The sequence below is a fragment of the Sphingobacterium humi genome (genome assembly GCF_009768885.1).
Lineage (GTDB): Bacteria > Bacteroidota > Bacteroidia > Sphingobacteriales > Sphingobacteriaceae > Sphingobacterium > Sphingobacterium humi.
Window position 1 is genome coordinate 244737 of sequence record NZ_WSQA01000006.1, and the last position, 18452, is coordinate 263188.

Consider the following 18452-nt stretch of genomic DNA (forward strand, 5'->3'; position numbering starts at 1 on the left):
CCCAGTCTTTGTGCATAACAAAGTAGACCAAAATAAAGAGGACTACAAGCAATTAGTATTCCGCCCAAGGTCTAAATACTAACTACTAAATACTAAGTACTCCAGACTAATTACTAACTACTAACTACTAAATACTAAATACTAAATACTCCCTCAGATATTGAGGTACTCACACGCCTTTTCGGCGGCCATTTTCTCGGCGCTCTTTTTATTAAAGTCGCGGCCTATGCCACAGTCTTCGCCATCTACGACTACTTTAACGGAGAACATTTTCGCCGATTCGCCTTCGGGGTTATCGATTTGCACAAACAGCACATCCTTGCTGTTATGTTGGCACCATTCGATCAGGCGGCTCTTGAAGTTGGTTTCTGTGATTTCCAGGGTATGGATATCGATATGGGGTTTTATTATCCGCGAGAGGAGGAACTCCCGGGTAAAGCGGTATCCCTTGTCCAGGTATACGGCTCCAATTAAGGCTTCGAAGGCATCCCCCAATAAGGAGCCTTGTTTATTCGGATAGCTGATCATCCGTGCATCAAACTCTATCAGCTCGTTAAAGCCCAATTTGCGGGACAGCTGGTTTAAGTTGGCACGTGAAACAATCTTGGAACGCATCTCCGTTAAAAAGCCTTCGTCTTTATAGGGGTAAAGTTTGAAGAGCAGTTCAGCAATCACCGAACCCAATACGGCATCGCCTAAAAACTCCAAACGCTCGTTGCTGTTCTTCACGCCCTCTTTAATGGGCTTGGCCACCGATTTGTGGCGGAAGGCCATCTGGTATAAGCGAATATTTCCCGGAACAAAGCCCAAGATATTCTTCAACTTCTTAAAGTAAGCTTTTTGAGGAGAAAAATACAGTTTATAAACACTTATCGGCATACCAGCAACGTTAAGAAGAAATAGGTAGTTTTTGGAGAAAACTACCTATTCAATTCCTTTATTTTTACTTGCTAACAATTAGGCGTTGTATTTCTTTACGATTAAGGAAGCGTTGTGTCCACCAAAGCCAAATGTATTGCTTAATGCGGCGTTCACTACCCGTTTCTGTGCCTTATTGAAAGTAAAGTTCAATCGATTATCAATTTCCGGATCGTCTGTAAAATGATTGATTGTAGGAGGTACAATATCATTCTTCACCGCTAAAATGGAAGCAATGGATTCCACCGCTCCGGCAGCACCTAACAGGTGACCTGTCATTGATTTGGTCGAACTGATGTTCAATTTGTATGCATGATCTCCAAATTGCTCAATAATAGCTTTGGTCTCACTCACATCGCCTACTGGAGTCGATGTACCATGCACGTTAATATAATCGATAGCTGTGGCATCTAATTGCGCATCAGCCAACGCTTTGCTCATGGCTAAACGGGCACCTAGGCCTTCCGGATGGGAAGCCGTGATATGGTAGGCGTCTGCACTCATGCCCCCACCAGCAATCTCAGCATAAATCTTAGCACCACGCGCCAAGGCATGCTCTAAGCTTTCTAAGATAATGGCGCCCGAACCTTCACCGGAAACAAAACCATCACGATCCTTATCGAAAGGACGAGAAGCTGTTTTAGGATCATCGTTACGGGTAGACAGGGCGTGCATTGCATTGAACCCTCCGATACCTGCTTCGTTAATCGTAGCTTCTGAACCACCCGAGATAATGACATCAGCTAAACCCATACGGATATAGTTGAAGGCATCAATCATGGCGTTGGTTGCCGAAGCACATGCCGAAACAGCCGAAAAGTTAGGACCTCTCAAGCCATGACGCATTGAAATATGTCCCGGAGCTAAGTCGATCAACATTTTAGGAATAAAGAAAGGGTTGAAACGAGGCGTTCCATCACCTTTGGCAAAATTTGCTACTTCATCTAAAAATGTTGTCAAGCCCCCAATACCTGATCCCCAAATAACACCAATGCGGTTGGTGTCTAGTTTATCAAATTCTAATCCAGCATCTTTTACTGCTTCATCGGTAGATGCAATAGCATATTGAACGAAAGGGTCGATTTTTCGCGCCTCTTTTCGGTCCATATAATTATGTGGATCAAAACCCTTTACTTCACAAGCAAACTGGGTTTTAAACTTTGACGCATCAAAATGCGTAATAGGAGCGGCTCCACTTACACCATTAATTAACCCGTCCCAGTATTCTGAAACGGTATTACCTAGGGGTGTAAGTGCACCCAATCCTGTTACAACTACTCTTTTAAGCTCCATTAATATGTTTGGCCTAATAAAATTAGTTAGTTAACGTTTTTTTCTAAATAAGCAATCGCTTGACCTACTGTACTGATGTTTTCAGCTTGGTCGTCTGGAATAGCAACGTTGAATTCTTTTTCAAATTCCATGATCAACTCCACTGTATCAAGTGAGTCTGCACCTAAATCATTCGTGAAAGAAGCTTCTGGTGTTACTTCATTTTCATCTACACCTAACTTTTCAACGATAATAGCTTTTACTCTTGATGCGATATCTGACATGATTTTCTAGTTTAATTGTTTAATAAATCTGTGCAAAGAAAAAATAAATTTCCCCAAAAATCAAATCTTTTTGACTTTTGAAAACAAATAAAGAACAAAGTTAGCCCTAGAATGGTTTTTCAACCCCCTAAAAACTAACTGTATTCAATAATAACAAAAGAAATATAGTTTTACAAACTTAATACCTTTTTAATCTTTTTTTTACGTGAACTCCCCCCTTTAATCGGTAAAAAACCGTATTTTTGTTGGAAAATCGAAAGGTACCCGACTTGAGTAAGATCACTTTTAAACTGGAAACTGACTTTGACCTAGAGCTGGATTTTATCCTGATTGGCATCAGTACCGTTCTTCGGGATTACCGACTTTGTCACTTTATCAATAAAGCAACCGGCCTCCAATTTGTCCATGGCAAGGAAGATTACATCGACCATAACGGCAATAAAAAGGAAAAACCGCAAGACGAACTCGACTACCACATCCTCTACGAAAGCAAAAAAAACAAACCCAGCATACAACATCATTTCATTACCTATCGTTATAACAATCAGACCTACGATTTCGAATTTTACCTGCTCAGCAATAAATCGATTGAAGGAGGAACCTTGATACCTGAAATTATGAGCTTCGATTATTTCCTACTCATAAAACATTATATCGACGAGGAAGACCTGGAGGCCTTAATGGACAACATTAAAAACATCCCGGAAGTCCTCTTGGTAAAAGAAATCGATCCAACTGTATTGAAATCTAAAGAAAATCTGATATTTTAGCGGATTATTTTTAGATAGTGTAGAAAATACACATAAACCTAAGTCAACTAGCTTTGGGGAGAAGCCTAGAAGAATGATTAATTAAAATTGAATTAAAACATTAAAAACACACATTTACATGGATAAACTAAAAAAGCGTACCAAGATAGTAGCTACTTTAGGACCCGCTTCCTCTAAAAAAGACGTTTTAACCCGTATGATTGCCAAAGGCGTTGATGTATGCCGCTTAAACTTCTCACACGGAAGTCAAGAAGACCACTTGAAAGTAATCAACACCATCAACGAAATCAACCAAGAAAACCCATTCAACGTAGGTATCTTAGCCGATTTACAAGGCCCGAAAATCCGTATCGGAAAAATGAAAGAAGGTGGTGCCATCCTTGTAAATGGTAGCCAGGTAGAAATTACAACGGAAGAGTTAATCGGTGATGAAAAACGTATTTACATCACTTACGACAACTTCCCGAACGACGTAAAAGAAGAAGAAATTATCTTATTAGACGACGGAAAACTACAACTGCGTGTATTAACAACCAACCATAAAGACACCGTAACTTGTGAAGTGGTGCACGGCGGTATTTTAACCTCTCGTAAAGGCGTGAATCTTCCGAACACCAAAGTTTCTATCCCTTCCTTAACCGAAGAGGACTTAGACAACTTAAACTTCGCCTTAGACCACGGTGCCGACTGGATTGCCATGTCTTTCGTGCGTTCTGCCGAAGACATCTACCAGTGTAAAGCCATCATCAAAGAAAAAGGATCGCACGCTCGCGTCATTGCTAAAATCGAGAAGCCTGAGGCTATCGATAATATCGACGCCATTATCGAAGCGACGGACGCCATCATGGTTGCCCGTGGTGACCTGGGTGTGGAAATGCCAATGGAAGAAGTACCGGGCTTGCAGAAAATTATCGTACAGAAATGTCGTAACCTTGCAAAACCTGTAATCATCGCAACCCAAATGTTGGAAAGCATGATCACCACCCCACGCCCAACTCGCGCAGAGGTGAACGACGTGGCCAACTCGGTAATCGACGGTGCTGACGCCGTAATGCTAAGTGGCGAAACTTCCGTAGGTGAATTCCCGGAAATCGTAATCGAAACGATGGCCAAAGTAATTACCCACGTTGAAAGCACTTCTTACCCTTACTACAGCGAAAAAGAAGCCCTAGGAACCGTGGAAGTAACACGTATACCTGATGCAATCTGTAGCTCATCCATCTTCTTGGCCGAGAAAACAAAAGCATCCGCCATCGCTGTCATGACCGCATCCGGTTATACCGCCATGGAAATCTCTTCCTACCGCCCGAATGCCGATATCTACGTATTCACAGGTAACAGAAACCTTTTGAAACAATTGAGCCTAGTATGGGGTGTGAATACCTTCATCTATGAAAAATACGAAAGTACCGACGGAACCATCCAAGATGTAAACGGCTTATTAAAGCAATACCACTTGGTAGAACCTGGACAAATCGTAATCAATACGTCCTCAACACCTTTGCACGCCAAAGGAAGAACCAATACCATCCGCGTATCGGAAGTAATGTAAGACGACATATAGCACAAGAAAGCCCCTCCGGAACCGGAGGGGCTTTTTTTTTAGATGTGAGATATGAGAGCGTGGGTGCGTGCTGCCATCGTTTTGCCATCGTGCTGTCATCGTGCTGTCATCGTGAGCTGTCATCCTGAGCGAAGTCGAAGGACGAACGACTGGTACGTCAATGCAATCCGCTATATGGAAAACCTTACTAACAGTGTAAAACAAAAGAAGTTTTTGGAAGCGGAGAAGTACGACACGCTTGTACAATGTGTTGATATAAAATTTTTTAGACATGATTGATTGCATTGACGTACCAGTCGTTCGACTCCGCTCACGATGACAAAACGATGGCAAAATGATGACAAAACGATGATAGCACGATAACAGCACGCTAAACCTCCCTTCCAGCTTCCCCCTTCCTCCTCCCTTTCTCTCCCCTTTCTCTCCCCTTTCTCTCCCCTTTCAACCCCCTTGGCAAAGGCTTAAGATAGGGCTGCACAAGGCCAGAACAAAAGCCTTGCAAATAACCGTCTCAAGACTATATTTAGCTAGTTTCCGGTTTGTTCAGACGAAGTATTTTTCTTACTTTGTGATAAGGATAAAAAATGCAGCAGATGCCGCACATTAAGAAGCAAACCAATCATCGAACGGCGAAAAAAGCCTGATAAGGGCTGTTAAATTGTGTTAAATGCCAAAAACAGCATGTTTCCCTTATTATTTTTGTAACAAATGAAAAAAAGAAGTATTACGTTAATTATTGGGTTGATGTCCATCGCGCTATTGGGGGTGATGGCCATGCAGTATTACTTCATCCAGGAATCCTTTAAGCAGAAATCGCAAATCTTTGACGAGGCTGTTAAAGCTTCCTTGACGGCGGTGGCCACGAAAATAGAGCGCATAGAGATCTATGAATTCGCGCGGGAACAAGAACGGATCAACCAGGAAAAATACCGCTTAAATCAGAAAAGACAGCAGCAAAAAGAATTGTTGCTGGCGCGGCAGGTGAACATACAGGAGGAAATTAAAAAACTACAGCAGGAAGCCTTCCTCTATCAGCAGGCCTTCAACCGCCTGGAGAAAAACTTGAATGAAACCTTCCCCAACGTGCCAATCGAGAACAGTTTCTTTGAAACCTATGTTCGGCGCAAGGAATACCGTCACCTCATCTCCATTACCAAGGAACAAGGGGTTACTCCCGACAACCGCTATCAGGAATTTGTAAACGTGGAAGCCACCAAGGAAATTCCGCCGGTGGCCCCGAAGGACGACAGCTCCAGATTTATCATCCCGGAGTTTGGTCCTTTCTTCAATACGGCAACCAGCTTCCGCTGGGTGACCTTACCACCGCGGGTAAACTATAAACTTGCCATCCGGATTGTGAATCTGGAGCAACAATTGGCCAAGCTGAACGAGCGAAAGCTCGATGGCGCCACCACCCTCTTTGATTCCATTGCGATGATGGGCGGCAAGCAAAGTGCCATTATTGAAGATGTAGCCATCGGGCGCGAACTATCAAAACGCCCCCTCGAGCAGCGTTTGAATAAGGAAAGAACGCTGGAATTACTGATCGAAGAACTCGACCAACGCGGCATCAGCTCCTCTTTTGTGATGCAGGTTCGCAATGCCAAGAACAGTCCTTTGGTGTTTCAGGGCATCTACCAATTGAACGACGAAGAAATTAAAGAAACAAAGAACCCAACCATCTATAAGGCTCGCCTATTTCAGGGGGACGAAGGTAAATCGCCGGGCGAACTGAGTGTTTACTTCCCCAACAAGGGTTCCATTATTGCCAACACCATGGGCTATTGGTTGTTCCCGATTATTGCCCTCTTAGCGCTATTGATCGGTTGTTTCGCCTATACCCTAAGCATTATCTTCCGACAGAAGAAGATATCGGAAATGAAAACCGACTTTATCAATAACATGACCCACGAGTTCAAGACGCCCGTGGCGACTATCATGATTGCCTCGGAATCTTTAAAAGATCCGGAGATATCGGCCGATGAGAAAAGAGTCAGCAAATTGGCGAATATTATTTATGATGAAAACGTTCGGTTAGGTTCGCATATAGAACGGGTATTGAATATTGCACGTTTGGAAAAAGAAAACCTGAAGATTGAACGGGTGAATGTTCAAATCAACAGCCTGGCGAATGCCGTGCTGGAAAGCATGAAATTGCAGCTGGAGAAAGCCGAGGGCAGCCTGAACATCAGCTTGGATGCCAGCCAGGATCTGGTTATCGGCGATGAGTTGCACCTGTCCAATGTGATGTACAACTTGGTGGATAATGCCATCAAATACAGCAAAGAAAAACCGGAAATTACCTTCAAAACCTTCAACCGTGGAAAAAATGTTGTAATTTCTGTATCCGATAAAGGAATCGGGATGACCAAGGATCAGCAAGAGAAGATATTCGACCAGTTTTACCGGATTCCAACGGGAAATATCCATAACGTCAAAGGTTTCGGACTCGGCCTTAGCTATGTCAACGATATCATCAAGCGCCTCAATGGAAGGATCACCGTGAAAAGTGAGAAAGATAAAGGCACACAATTTGAAGTAACATTACCATTAAAGCATGCCTCCCAAGAGGTAGCTTAACATAAAGCGTAAAAGAATATATGAATCAAAAAATATTATTAGCAGAGGATGACCCTAATTTAGGGGATCTTTTGAAAGATTATCTGGAACTGAAGGGGAAGTTTGATGTGGTGCTCTGCAAAGACGGACAGGAAGCCTTGGATGCCTTCCGCAAAGATAATTTTGACTTGTGTATATTGGATGTGATGATGCCCAAAAAGGATGGCTTCTCCCTAGGAAAAGATATCCGAAAGATCAACCTGACCATCCCGATTATCTATGCTACCGCCAAAGGAATGATGGAGGATAAAACCCAAGCCTTCGAGCTGGGGGGCGATGATTACATCACCAAACCCTTCCGCGTGGAAGAGCTCTTGCTGCGCATTAACGCCCTGCTGAAACGCGCCGCAAAAGACAAAGAAGAAGAGATTGCTGACAAGTTTGAAATCGGCGACTACTTCTTCGACTACACCAGCCAGATCATCTCCTTCAAAGGCCAACAGCAAAAGCTGTCGACCAAAGAAGCCGAGCTCCTGCGCCTCTTATGCCTCAAGAAAAATGATGTCCTCACCCGCGAGGAAGCCCTCGTTAAAATATGGCACGACGATAATTACTTCACCGGACGCAGCATGGACGTATTCCTCAGCAAACTCCGCAAATACCTCAAAGAAGACCCGAACGTGGAAATCGTGAATGTGCATGGGAAGGGGTATAAGTTGTTGGTGAGTTGAGTTTGAGAAAGTAGTTAGTATTGAGTATTTAGTAGTTAGACCTATGTCGTCAAACTGTCATCGTGAACTGTCATCGTGAACTGTCATCCTGAGCTGTCATCCTGAGCGAAGTCGAAGGACGAACGACTGGTACGTCAATGCAATCATCCATACTTAGCTAGCTTATTAAAAGGGTTTTACACAATCATATCATTGTTACCGAAGTTGAAGCACGAACGATTAGATCGCTAATACAAACATCATAGCTTATCAACTACCCACACCTTATTTTAAACAGTTAATTATCACAACATAACACTTATTAATTGTACTGACGTACCAATCGTTCGTCCTTCAACTTCGCTCAGGATGACAACTCAGGATGACAACTCAGGATGACAGCTCACGATGACAGCACTTCGCAAAACGATGACAGCACTTCGCAAAACGATGGCAGAGCAATGGAAAGCGCCCCAGAAAGTCTCCATAGGTCTAATTACTAACTACTCAATACTAAATACTAGCAATAGATTTCTAAAAAAATTCTTTTTTTAGAAATCTATTGCTTACCTTAGCTTCCGCTTATAGAGAAAGGCAGAGGGAATAGACCCGATGAAGCCTTAGCAACCTGTCCCTTGACAAGGTGCTAAATTCTACCTTCAGATTCTGAGGAAAGATAAGCCGAGATCACTAGACCTAGTGGCCTTCTCTTAGCAAAGTAATTTAGTGTAAAAAATTTTATTTCAATACTGTATGTTATTAACGAACAACTTAGGTTACCCACGTGTGGGCGCTTTCCGCGAATTGAAAAAAGCTAATGAGGCTTACTGGGCAAAGAAAATCAGCGCGGAAGAATTATTGCAAGCTGGACTGAAAATCCGTGAAGGCAACTGGAAGACACAAAAAGATGCGGGCATCGATTTAATCCCTTCCAACGATTTCTCTTTCTACGATCAAGTATTAGACTTATCCTTAACGGTAGGTGCAATCCCTGCGCGTTACAATTCCCTATTAGATAAAATTGACCGCCAGTATAACTTAGACTTATACTTCGCCATGGCGCGTGGTTTCCAAGAAGGTGGCGTGGATGTAACAGCCATGGAAATGACGAAATGGTTCGATACAAACTACCACTACATCGTTCCTGAGTTTGTAAAAAATCAAGAATTTAAATTGACCTCTGAGAAATTCCTAAGCGAATACAACGAGGCTAAAGCATTTGGCATTGAAACCAAACCGGTAATCATTGGCCCAATCTCTTACTTATTATTAGGTAAAGAAAAAGAAGCTGGTTTCAACCGTATCGACTTAATCGATAACTTATTACCAGTTTACGAAGAAATTTTAGCGAAGTTGGCCGCAGCAGGTGCACAATATGTACAAATTGACGAGCCGTACTTAGCATTAGATATCGACGATGCTACACGTGCGTTATATGGCAAAGTATTCGAGAAATTAGCCGCAGCAGCACAACAAACTAAATTAGTTGTTGCTACTTATTTCGAAGCATTAGGCGATAACGAAGATACCGCTGTTAGCCTTCCGGTACATGCCCTTCACCTTGACCTTGTTCGTGGTGAAAACCAATTGGATAGCATCCTAGCGAAAGTTCCAGCTTCCCTAACCCTTTCTTTAGGTATTGTGGAAGGAAGAAACATCTGGAAAAACGATTACGAAAACTCCTTAGTAAAAATCAAACAAGCCGTTGATGCTTTAGGAAAAGACCGCGTATGGATTGCGCCTTCTTCCTCCCTATTACACGTGCCGTTCGATTTAGACAACGAAAATAACGAAGAGTCCCTACCTGCAGAAGTGAAAAACTGGTTGGCATTTGCTAAACAGAAACTTGCTGAGGTAAAAGACTTAGCCGTATTAGCAGAAGGTGAAGTAGACGCTACAACTGCTGAGCGCTATGAAGCCAATAAAGCTGCTGCAGAAAGCCGCCGCACATCGCCATTGATTCACCGTCCGGAAGTGAAAGAACGCGTGAACAACATTACGGATGATGATGCGAAACGTACTTCCACATTCAACGACCGTAAAGCTGCGCAACAAGCGAAATTCAACTTGCCGGCCTTCGCCACAACTACAATCGGTTCCTTCCCACAAACAAAAGATGTGCGTAAATGGAGAGCTGACTTGAAAAAAGGCGCCATCAGCCAAGCGGAATACGATAAAGAAATTGCAGAAGAAACAGAAAGAACAATCCGTTTACAAGAGCAATTGGATATCGATGTATTAGTACACGGTGAATTCGAACGTAACGACATGGTGGAATACTTCGGTGAGCAATTGGCAGGATACGCATTCACACAAAACGGATGGGTACAATCTTACGGTTCTCGTTGTGTAAAACCTCCGGTTATTTATGGTGATGTGTACCGTCCAGAAGATATGACTGTACGTTGGTCTTCTTACGCACAATCCTTAACCAACCGTCCGGTAAAAGGGATGTTAACAGGTCCTGTTACCATCTTACAATGGTCTTTCGTACGTAACGACCAGCCTCGTTCTACCACGACTTACCAAATTGCATTAGCGATTTTAGATGAGGTTCAAGCCTTAGAAAAAGCGGGTATTAAAATTATCCAGATCGATGAGCCTGCAATCCGTGAGGGTCTTCCATTGCGTAAAGCAGATCAACAAAACTACTTGGATTGGGCGGTACGTTCATTCCGTGTATCTTCTTCAAACGTAGATGATGATACGCAGATCCACACGCACATGTGTTACTCGGAGTTCAATGATATTATCCAAGATATCGCAGCGATGGATGCTGACGTAATTACCATCGAGACTTCACGTTCTCAAATGGAATTATTAGATGCATTTGCTGACTTTAAATATCCAAACGATATTGGTCCTGGTGTTTATGACATCCACTCGCCACGTGTGCCTAGCACCGAAGAGATGGTTCACTTATTGCGTAAAGCAAAAGCTGTAGTGCCTTCTGAGCAACTGTGGGTAAACCCTGACTGTGGTTTGAAAACTCGTGCTTGGCCAGAAACCAAAGCGGCCTTAGAATCGATGGTGGAAGCCGCGAAGATTTTAAGAGCTGAGTAAGCTTGCTGTAGTATTATAAAAATTTCGTATAAAAGGCCTGTGCAGATGCACAGGCCTTTGTTTTTAGCTTCTTTTCCGACCCAGGTAATAAATGGGGATGCCGGCCAGGATCAGGATAAATCCGGGCCAAGTATATTGGGGTTTAAACAAGATCAGCAGCACACAGAATACCGTGCCAATAAGGAGGTAAAGCAGGGGCGTTAGCGGGTATAAAAAGGTTTTGTAAGGCCTTTCTAAATCGGGCTTCTTCCAGCGCAGCACCATAACGCCTAATACGGTAATCATGTAAAAGATAACGATGACGAAGGAAACCATGTCTAAGAGGTTGCCATACTGCCCGCTTAAACACAAAAGGGAAGCCCAAATGCCCTGCATCCACAGTGATTTTTCAGGTACATCATGCTTGTTATTGGGAATGGCTTGCTTCAAAAACAGCCCATCTTTGGCCATGGTTTGAAACACGCGTGCCCCGGACAATACGATGCCATTGACGCAGCCGAAGGTAGAGATCATGACCAGCACAGCCATGGCAATAGTTCCGGCATGGCCCAGCAACTTCTCTGCGGCGGCAACGGCTACCCGATCGTTACTGGCAAAGGCAATTTCCTCGCGACTTAAAGCCGAGAGGTACACAAAGTTGCAGAGCAGGTATAATCCCATCACCAAGCTTGTCCCAATCACCATGGAGCGCACAATATTACGCTGCGGATTCTTCACCTCACCGGCAATAAAGGTGACATTCTCCCAAGCGACACTGCTAAAAATAGACCCTACCATGGCCGCAGCTATGCCGCCCAATAAGGCCGTTCCGGAAATGGAGGTCCAGCCCTCTCCTTTCAGGTTTTGAAAAGCGGCCCATCCGTAGGCTAAGTTCTCCTGGAAATAATCTTGTTTGATGAGGTAAATGCCCCCGACTGCCAACAAAAACAAGGCGATGATCTTGGAGGAGGTAAACACAAATTGCACAACCTTCCCATGTTGGATGCCTTTGGTATTGATGTAGGTCAGGATCAGGATAACCGCTATGGCGAGAACCTGCATCCAGGTAATCATAAAGCTTCCATTCTGATACAGCGCCTCCGCATTGTTGAGCTCCGGAAAGAGATAGCCCGTAAACTTGCCGAAGGCCACCGCAACAGCAGCGATCGTGCCGGTCTGGATGACGGCAAAGAGGCTCCAGCCATACAGAAAGCCGGTCATCTTCCCGAAGACTTCCGTTAAATAGGTATACTGCCCGCCGGCTTTTGGAAATAAGGAGGATAATTCGCCATAGCAGATGGCGGCGGCTACGGTGGCCAAGGTGGTAATCAGCCATACCGCCAACACCCAATAACCTGATCCTAATTGCCGCATCATATCGGAGGAAACGATAAAGATCCCGCTACCAATCATAGAACCCATGACGATCATCGTAGCGTCCCATAGGCTGAGTTGTTTTTTCATAATTTAGGAATTGATGGTTAAACGTACGAATAAATTAGTATTCATAATTAACTATCCTAAAAAAATAACCCACTCACTGCCTATCACTTAGCAGCTGGCTTAGGTAAAAAGGGCTTCACTGTATATTTCCGCCACAAACTATTTGGCAATTGCATTGTTTAGAAAAGAAAGATCAGACTATGAATAGAATCGCACTCGGATTAATGGTAGTTTTAGGGGCATCCTTGTTAGGAAGTTGCTCTGTTATCGAAGGAATTTTTAAAGCTGGCGTATGGTCAGGAATCATCATGGTGGTATTAGTCGTGGTACTCATCATCTGGTTGATTGCTAAATTTGCCGGCCGCGGAGGTCGTGATTAAGATTTTAACATAATTTTACTTTGGCTTAATAATATTAGCTGTAATTTAACAGCAAATTATTATCGAATGAGAGTTGTTGTAATGCTGTGTTGCCTGCTTGGCAGCATCCTTCCGGCTTTAGGACAGTCGGGCTATCCGAAACCTACGCAAATGAAGAATGTGCTCTTTTACATTCAGCACAACCGCAATACAAACACCTATATTTACGAGCTTCGCAAAACCATGCTAGGCGATGTAGATGCCGAAAATCCCATTAAAGTATACCGGCAGATGTTTGAAGAGAACGCAGAAATTAAAGCCTTATCTGTCGTTCAACGGAACTTTGCCTACGGTATCTCCAGTACCCCTCTGGATAAGAACACCTACGAAGCGACCATCGTATCCCTACCTTCCCAGAAGTTTTACCTCCGCGTCAAATCGAAGACTAATTTCTATGTAGAGACCACCGTAAATGGCAATACATTCAAGCTTGACCGCATCTTCTTGCACCTCAAAGAGGGAACATCCGGCCTAAGCACTAAAACCGACTACATTATTTTCTACGGCAGAAAAGACAATAAGCCCGTTGCAGAAAGAATGGAGATAGAATAAGTGCAGGAAACTCTTCTTGCGCTACAGCCATCAAAGTACAGGATGGTAAAATCTTATTTTTACCCTAACTTAGGCTGTGGAAACTAAACCTCCTATTATATCATCCATGAGCAAGAAAATAGTATTTAAATACAATCCTCAATATCCCTCTGTAGTCGATTTAAAGCGAAAAGCTAAATCGCGCATTCCGAAGTTTGCCTTCGATTACCTCGAAGGAGGCTGCAACGAAGAGTTGAACCTCGCCCGCAATGAAAACGACTTCGATGATATCCTCCTGAAACCGCAGTACATGCACGTGGGTGGAGATATCGATATGTCGGTAGAATTATTCGGCCGTCGTTACTCGGCGCCATTCGGAGTGTCGCCAATCGGCTTGCAGGGTCTGATGTGGCCCAATGCGCCGGAGATTCTCGCGAAAGCCGCCGCCAAACACGATATCCCTTATACGCTGAGTACCGTATCGACCAGTTCCATCGAACGCATTGCGGAAGTCTCCGATGGGAAAGCCTGGTTTCAGCTGTATCACCCGACGGAAGATCGCCTTCGCGATGATATCCTACGTCGCTTACAAGCCGTGGAATGCCCGGTGCTAGTCGTATTGGTGGATGTACCTTCCTTCGGTCTCCGTTACAGAGAGATTAAAAGCGGCCTTTCGATGCCGCCAAAAATGAATATACAGAATATCTTACAGGCGATGGTTTGCCCAACATGGGGAATTAAGACCCTACAGCATGGCATCCCTTCTTTTGCTACCCTGAAGCCCTACATGGAAAAAGGACTCGACCTGGCGCAGCTAGGACAGTTTATGAACCGTACCTTCACCGGGAAGGTCAATGTTGAAAAGGTGAAAGCCATCCGTGATATCTGGAAGGGTCCTTTGGTGTTAAAAGGCATTACCACCGATGAAGATATGGAAGCGGCTATCCAAGTGGGTGCCGATGGCGTTATTGTTTCTAATCACGGGGGAAGACAAATCGACGCTGGGGAATCTTCTATCCACTCCCTAATGCGACTTGCTTCCAACCCGAGCTATAAGAGTAAATTAAAAATCATGTTGGATGGTGGGATACGTTCTGGCGTAGATCTTGGCCGCGCACATGCCGTGGGTTCTGATTTCAACTTTATGGGAAGACCCTTTATGTATGGCGTCGGTGCCCTTGGCGATGAAGGTGGCGACCATACCATTACGATGTTTAAAGCCCAGCTATACCAAGTGATGCAGCAATTGACTTTGGATAATATATCGCAATTCCCTGGACGCTTATTACGCTAAGCGTATAGGTTTATCCAGTCTTATCTAAAAAGAAAGGGAGCATGGCCTTATGATCATGCTCCCTTTCTTATAGTTATTGTTCTTATGTATTTACTAGGGGAAGCTATATTGCTTAATACAGTAAAGGAATTTCTTTATTATGCCTCTTTACCAAACTTATCGGTATACGCTTTTTCCAAGGCAAACATTTCATCCCTTAGCTTGGCAGCTTCCAGGAATTCCATTTCTTTCGCAGCTTTCTCCATGCGTTTCCGTACCGTTTCTATGGCTTTCTTCATTTCCTTATCGCTCATATACTCGATTAATGGATCAGAGGCAACAGCCGCAGCTGCATCCGGCTCTATATAAGCCTTTGGCCCTACGCCCATATCGGCTACAGAGGTTTGCTCCATAATCTCCTCACGGGTCTTGCCTACGGTTCTTGGTGTAATGCCATGTTCCGTATTGTAGGCCATTTGTTTATCGCGTCTTCTGTTGGTTTCATCGATGGTAATGCGCATACTGTCGGTCATCTTATCGGCATACATAATCACCCGTCCCTTATCGTTACGCGCCGCACGGCCTATGGTCTGGATTAAAGACCGTTCCGATCGCAGGAAGCCTTCCTTATCAGCGTCCAGGATAGCGACAAGGGTAACCTCCGGCAAGTCCAGTCCTTCCCGCAGTAAGTTAACTCCGACAAGCACATCAAACTCACCCAAGCGCAATCCCCGTAAGATTTCAACACGCTCCAAGGTTTTCACTTCCGAGTGAATATAGCGTACTTTAATATTCAGACGGCTCATGTATTTGGTCAATTCCTCGGCCATTCGCTTGGTCAATGTCGTCGCTAATACACGTCCGCCCTCCTTGATGGTTTTGTCTACCTCTTCTAAGAAGTCATCGACTTGATTGATCGCTGGCCGCACTTCAATGATAGGATCCAACAGCCCTGTCGGACGGATTACCTGCTCTACCACAACGCCTTCCGTTTGCTGCAATTCAAAATCTCCGGGAGTTGCAGACACGTAAATGGTCTGATTGGTGAGGGATTCAAACTCCGGGAAGTTCAATGGACGGTTATCCAAGGCAGCAGGCAGGCGGAAGCCATGCTCTACCAGGGAGATCTTCCTAGAGCGGTCGCCACCATACATCGCCCGCAATTGAGGGACCGTCACGTGGCTTTCATCAATCACCATCAGGTAGTCATCGGGGAAGTAATCGATTAAACAGAAAGGACGCATCCCCGGTTGTCTGCCATCGAAGAATCGAGAGTAGTTCTCAATACCGGAACAGTAGCCTAGTTCGCGCATCATTTCCAAATCATAGTTCACCCGTTCTTCGAGTCTTTTGGCTTCCAACATCTTTCCTTCTTCTTCCAATTGAGTTTTCCGATGAACGAGTTCTTCCTGGATTCCCCAGATGGACTGGGTAAATTTCTCCTTCGGCGTTACGAAGAGATTTGCCGGGAAGAGTGCCAGGCTTTCATGCTTTTCGATGGTTTTCCCGGATACGGGATCAATTTCTGTGAGCTCTTCGATCTCATCGCCGAAGAAGGAAATCCGGTAAGCGTTATCCAAGTAAGCCGGATACACATCCACGGTATCTCCTTTCACACGGAAGGTACCGCGTTTAAATTCTGCTGTTGTTCGGGAGTAGAGAATCTCCACCAGCTTATGCAAGAAGGCATTGCGGCTGATGGTAGTTCCTACGCCGAAGCGAAAGATAGATCTGGAGAAGTCTTCGGGATTTCCCATACCGTAGATACAGGATACGGAGGATACGACGATGACATCTCTTCTTCCGGACATTAAGGCCGATGTGGTGGCCAGTCTTAGTTTTTCGATTTCCTCATTAATAGCGAGGTCTTTCTCGATATAGGTATTGCTGGAAGCGATGAAGGCTTCCGGCTGGTAATAATCGTAATAGGACACGAAATAATGGACGGCATTATTCGGGAAGAATTGCTTAAACTCGCCATAGAGTTGTGCTGCGAGGGTCTTATTGTGGCTGAGGATCAGGGTTGGTTTTTGCGTTTCCTGAATCACATTCGCGATGGTAAATGTCTTCCCTGAGCCTGTCACCCCGAGTAGCGTCTGGTGGGTCTCCCCTTGGTCTACGGCGGCAACAAGTTCTTTAATAGCCTGCGGCTGATCACCAGTAGGCTTATACTCAGATGTTAGTTCGAATTTCATGGGATACCTTTCAAGGGCTAATCTAACAAATATTATTCCTATCTCGACAATCTACTATTCGGAAGGCCACAATCGTTAGCAATAGCGTTTAATTGCAGAAAAAAATTATTAAATTGCTATACAACAAGACTTTTTGTCATGATAACTATTTTAACCAAACAGAACAGCATTGCCAATCACTTTCTCGCGGAGTTGCGAGACGTACGGATTCAGAAAGATCGCATGCGCTTTCGTCGGAATTTAGAGCGTATTGGCGAGATGATGGCCTATGAGATCAGCAAGACGATGGAGTACCACAATACCGAGGTGGAGACGCCTCTTGGCGTGGCCAATACGCATGTGCTGACAGAGCAACCGGTTATTGCGACCATTATCCGTGCGGGTCTACCCTTTCATCAAGGATTTCTAAACATCTTCGACCGGGCCGATAGCGCCTTTATTGCCGCCTATCGCCATACCAAAAAGAGTGGCGAGTTTGAGATCCACAAGAAGTATCAGAACACGCCGAATCTGGATGACAAGATTGTTATTATGGCCGATCCGATGTTAGCTACCGGGAAGAGTCTGGTCTTATGTTGCAAGGATCTGCTGAGTGAATACAACATCAAGGAGCTACATATCGCGACGGTTATTGCCTCTGAGGAGGGCATACAACATGTGCAGGCATTTTTGCCGGAGGTGCAGATCTGGGTTGGCGCGGTCGATAACGAGCTGACGAGTAAGTCTTACATTGTTCCGGGTTTAGGCGATGCCGGCGACCTTGCTTACGGTAACAAAGAATAGGAAATAAACATAAACTTATTAATTTAATAACAATTAACAAAAAGATAATGAGTGCTTTATCGATAATTTTATATAACAAAAGTATGATCTATGGAATGGCAAAAATACAACGGCGAGCTCGTCAAGCTCCCTATCCTATCCGCAGTTGAGGATACGATTATCCGTGAACACAATTTAGGCAATCGTTTAAAGGTTTATATCGGCACCGATTCGCAGGTTAAACGAGGCATTGTTGAGTTCGCGACGGTTATTGTTTTCTTACGGGAACACCGTGGCGGCTTTATGTTTATCCGCAAAGACCGCAAAAACCATAACATGAGCATTAAAGAACGGATGCTCTTGGAAGTTCAGCACTCTATTGAGACGGCTTATGAACTTTGCCCCCTACTCGAGCAATACCAAGTTGATCTCGAAGTCCATGCGGACATCAATACCAACCCTAATTTCCAATCCAACACGGCCTTAAAGGAAGCCATGGGCTATATCTTAGGCATGGGCTTTATCTTTAAAGCAAAACCAGAGTCATTTGCCAGTACAAATTGTGCCAACAAGCTTGTACAGTAAGTAAAAAGGACTTCTTCCACCTAGCAATTGCCTTCTTTAATTACCGCCTGTAATTGAAGAATGAAAGGTTTACTCCTCATTTATCCGCCCTCGGCTCTTTCCTGAACCCCTTAAAAACTTCCCCA

At 44.3% G+C, this 18452-nt stretch carries 15 protein-coding genes and 1 riboswitch; of the genes, 10 read left to right on the forward strand and 5 right to left on the reverse strand.

The window, feature by feature from the left end:
* Positions 1-153 precede the first annotated feature (153 nt).
* From rnc to GQF63_RS10335, 3 genes are all read right to left on the reverse strand, one after another.
* Positions 154-879, reverse strand: coding sequence for a ribonuclease III (gene rnc / locus GQF63_RS10325; RefSeq protein ID WP_160369143.1), 726 nt, complete (start codon positions 877-879; stop codon positions 154-156).
* 78 nt (positions 880-957) lie between these two features.
* Positions 958-2211 carry a beta-ketoacyl-ACP synthase II gene (gene fabF, locus GQF63_RS10330; RefSeq protein ID WP_160369144.1) on the reverse strand — a complete coding sequence of 418 codons (1254 nt, stop codon included), beginning with the start codon at positions 2209-2211 and terminating at the stop codon, positions 958-960.
* Between the two features lie 26 nt (positions 2212-2237).
* The gene (locus GQF63_RS10335) at positions 2238-2474 is read right to left on the reverse strand and encodes an acyl carrier protein (protein ID WP_079643602.1); all 237 of its coding nucleotides are present in this window, start codon (positions 2472-2474) and stop codon (positions 2238-2240) included.
* A 245-nt stretch (positions 2475-2719) separates the two neighbouring features.
* Here GQF63_RS10335 and GQF63_RS10340 point away from each other — a divergent pair, with 245 nt between their 5' ends.
* From GQF63_RS10340 to metE, 5 genes are all read left to right on the forward strand, one after another.
* A complete protein-coding gene (locus GQF63_RS10340; protein WP_246163457.1) occupies positions 2720-3244 on the forward strand; it encodes an IPExxxVDY family protein in 525 nt (174 codons plus the stop codon).
* A gap of 118 nt (positions 3245-3362) precedes the next feature.
* Positions 3363-4796 (forward strand): pyruvate kinase, encoded by a 1434-nt coding sequence (pyk, locus tag GQF63_RS10345; protein ID WP_160369145.1) that lies wholly within the window; start codon positions 3363-3365, stop codon positions 4794-4796.
* A 720-nt stretch (positions 4797-5516) separates the two neighbouring features.
* Positions 5517-7388, forward strand: coding sequence for a sensor histidine kinase (locus tag GQF63_RS10350; protein WP_160369146.1), 1872 nt, complete (start codon positions 5517-5519; stop codon positions 7386-7388).
* A gap of 20 nt (positions 7389-7408) precedes the next feature.
* Entirely contained in the window at positions 7409-8098 is a 690-nt protein-coding gene (locus GQF63_RS10355; protein WP_160369147.1) for a response regulator transcription factor, read from the forward strand.
* A 558-nt stretch (positions 8099-8656) separates the two neighbouring features.
* A riboswitch (SAM riboswitch) is annotated at positions 8657-8760 on the forward strand.
* 70 nt (positions 8761-8830) lie between these two features.
* Entirely contained in the window at positions 8831-11140 is a 2310-nt protein-coding gene (gene metE / locus GQF63_RS10360) for a 5-methyltetrahydropteroyltriglutamate--homocysteine S-methyltransferase (protein WP_160369148.1), read from the forward strand.
* Positions 11141-11203: 63 nt separating this feature from the next.
* On the opposite strand, the gene GQF63_RS10365 is transcribed toward metE, so the two are convergent.
* Positions 11204-12583, reverse strand: coding sequence for an APC family permease (locus GQF63_RS10365; RefSeq protein ID WP_160369149.1), 1380 nt, complete (start codon positions 12581-12583; stop codon positions 11204-11206).
* 179 nt (positions 12584-12762) lie between these two features.
* Here GQF63_RS10365 and GQF63_RS10370 point away from each other — a divergent pair, with 179 nt between their 5' ends.
* From GQF63_RS10370 to GQF63_RS10380, 3 genes are all read left to right on the forward strand, one after another.
* Positions 12763-12942: a hypothetical protein gene (locus GQF63_RS10370; protein WP_160369150.1), complete on the forward strand. Its 180-nt coding sequence runs from the start codon at positions 12763-12765 to the stop codon at positions 12940-12942.
* Between the two features lie 66 nt (positions 12943-13008).
* Entirely contained in the window at positions 13009-13533 is a 525-nt protein-coding gene (locus GQF63_RS10375) for a DUF4833 domain-containing protein (RefSeq protein ID WP_160369151.1), read from the forward strand.
* 106 nt (positions 13534-13639) lie between these two features.
* Positions 13640-14806: an alpha-hydroxy acid oxidase gene (locus GQF63_RS10380; RefSeq protein WP_160369152.1), complete on the forward strand. Its 1167-nt coding sequence runs from the start codon at positions 13640-13642 to the stop codon at positions 14804-14806.
* A 137-nt stretch (positions 14807-14943) separates the two neighbouring features.
* On the opposite strand, the gene uvrB is transcribed toward GQF63_RS10380, so the two are convergent.
* Complete coding sequence (gene uvrB / locus GQF63_RS10385; RefSeq protein WP_160369153.1) at positions 14944-16980, reverse strand: excinuclease ABC subunit UvrB; 2037 nt, start codon at positions 16978-16980, stop codon at positions 14944-14946.
* 138 nt (positions 16981-17118) lie between these two features.
* Between uvrB and upp the strand changes: the two genes are divergently transcribed.
* On the forward strand, positions 17119-17763 hold the full coding sequence (upp, locus tag GQF63_RS10390) for a uracil phosphoribosyltransferase (RefSeq protein WP_160369154.1): 645 nt from the start codon (positions 17119-17121) through the stop codon (positions 17761-17763).
* A gap of 90 nt (positions 17764-17853) precedes the next feature.
* On the forward strand, positions 17854-18327 hold the full coding sequence (locus GQF63_RS10395) for a ribonuclease H-like YkuK family protein (protein ID WP_160369155.1): 474 nt from the start codon (positions 17854-17856) through the stop codon (positions 18325-18327).
* Positions 18328-18452: the final 125 nt, after the last annotated feature.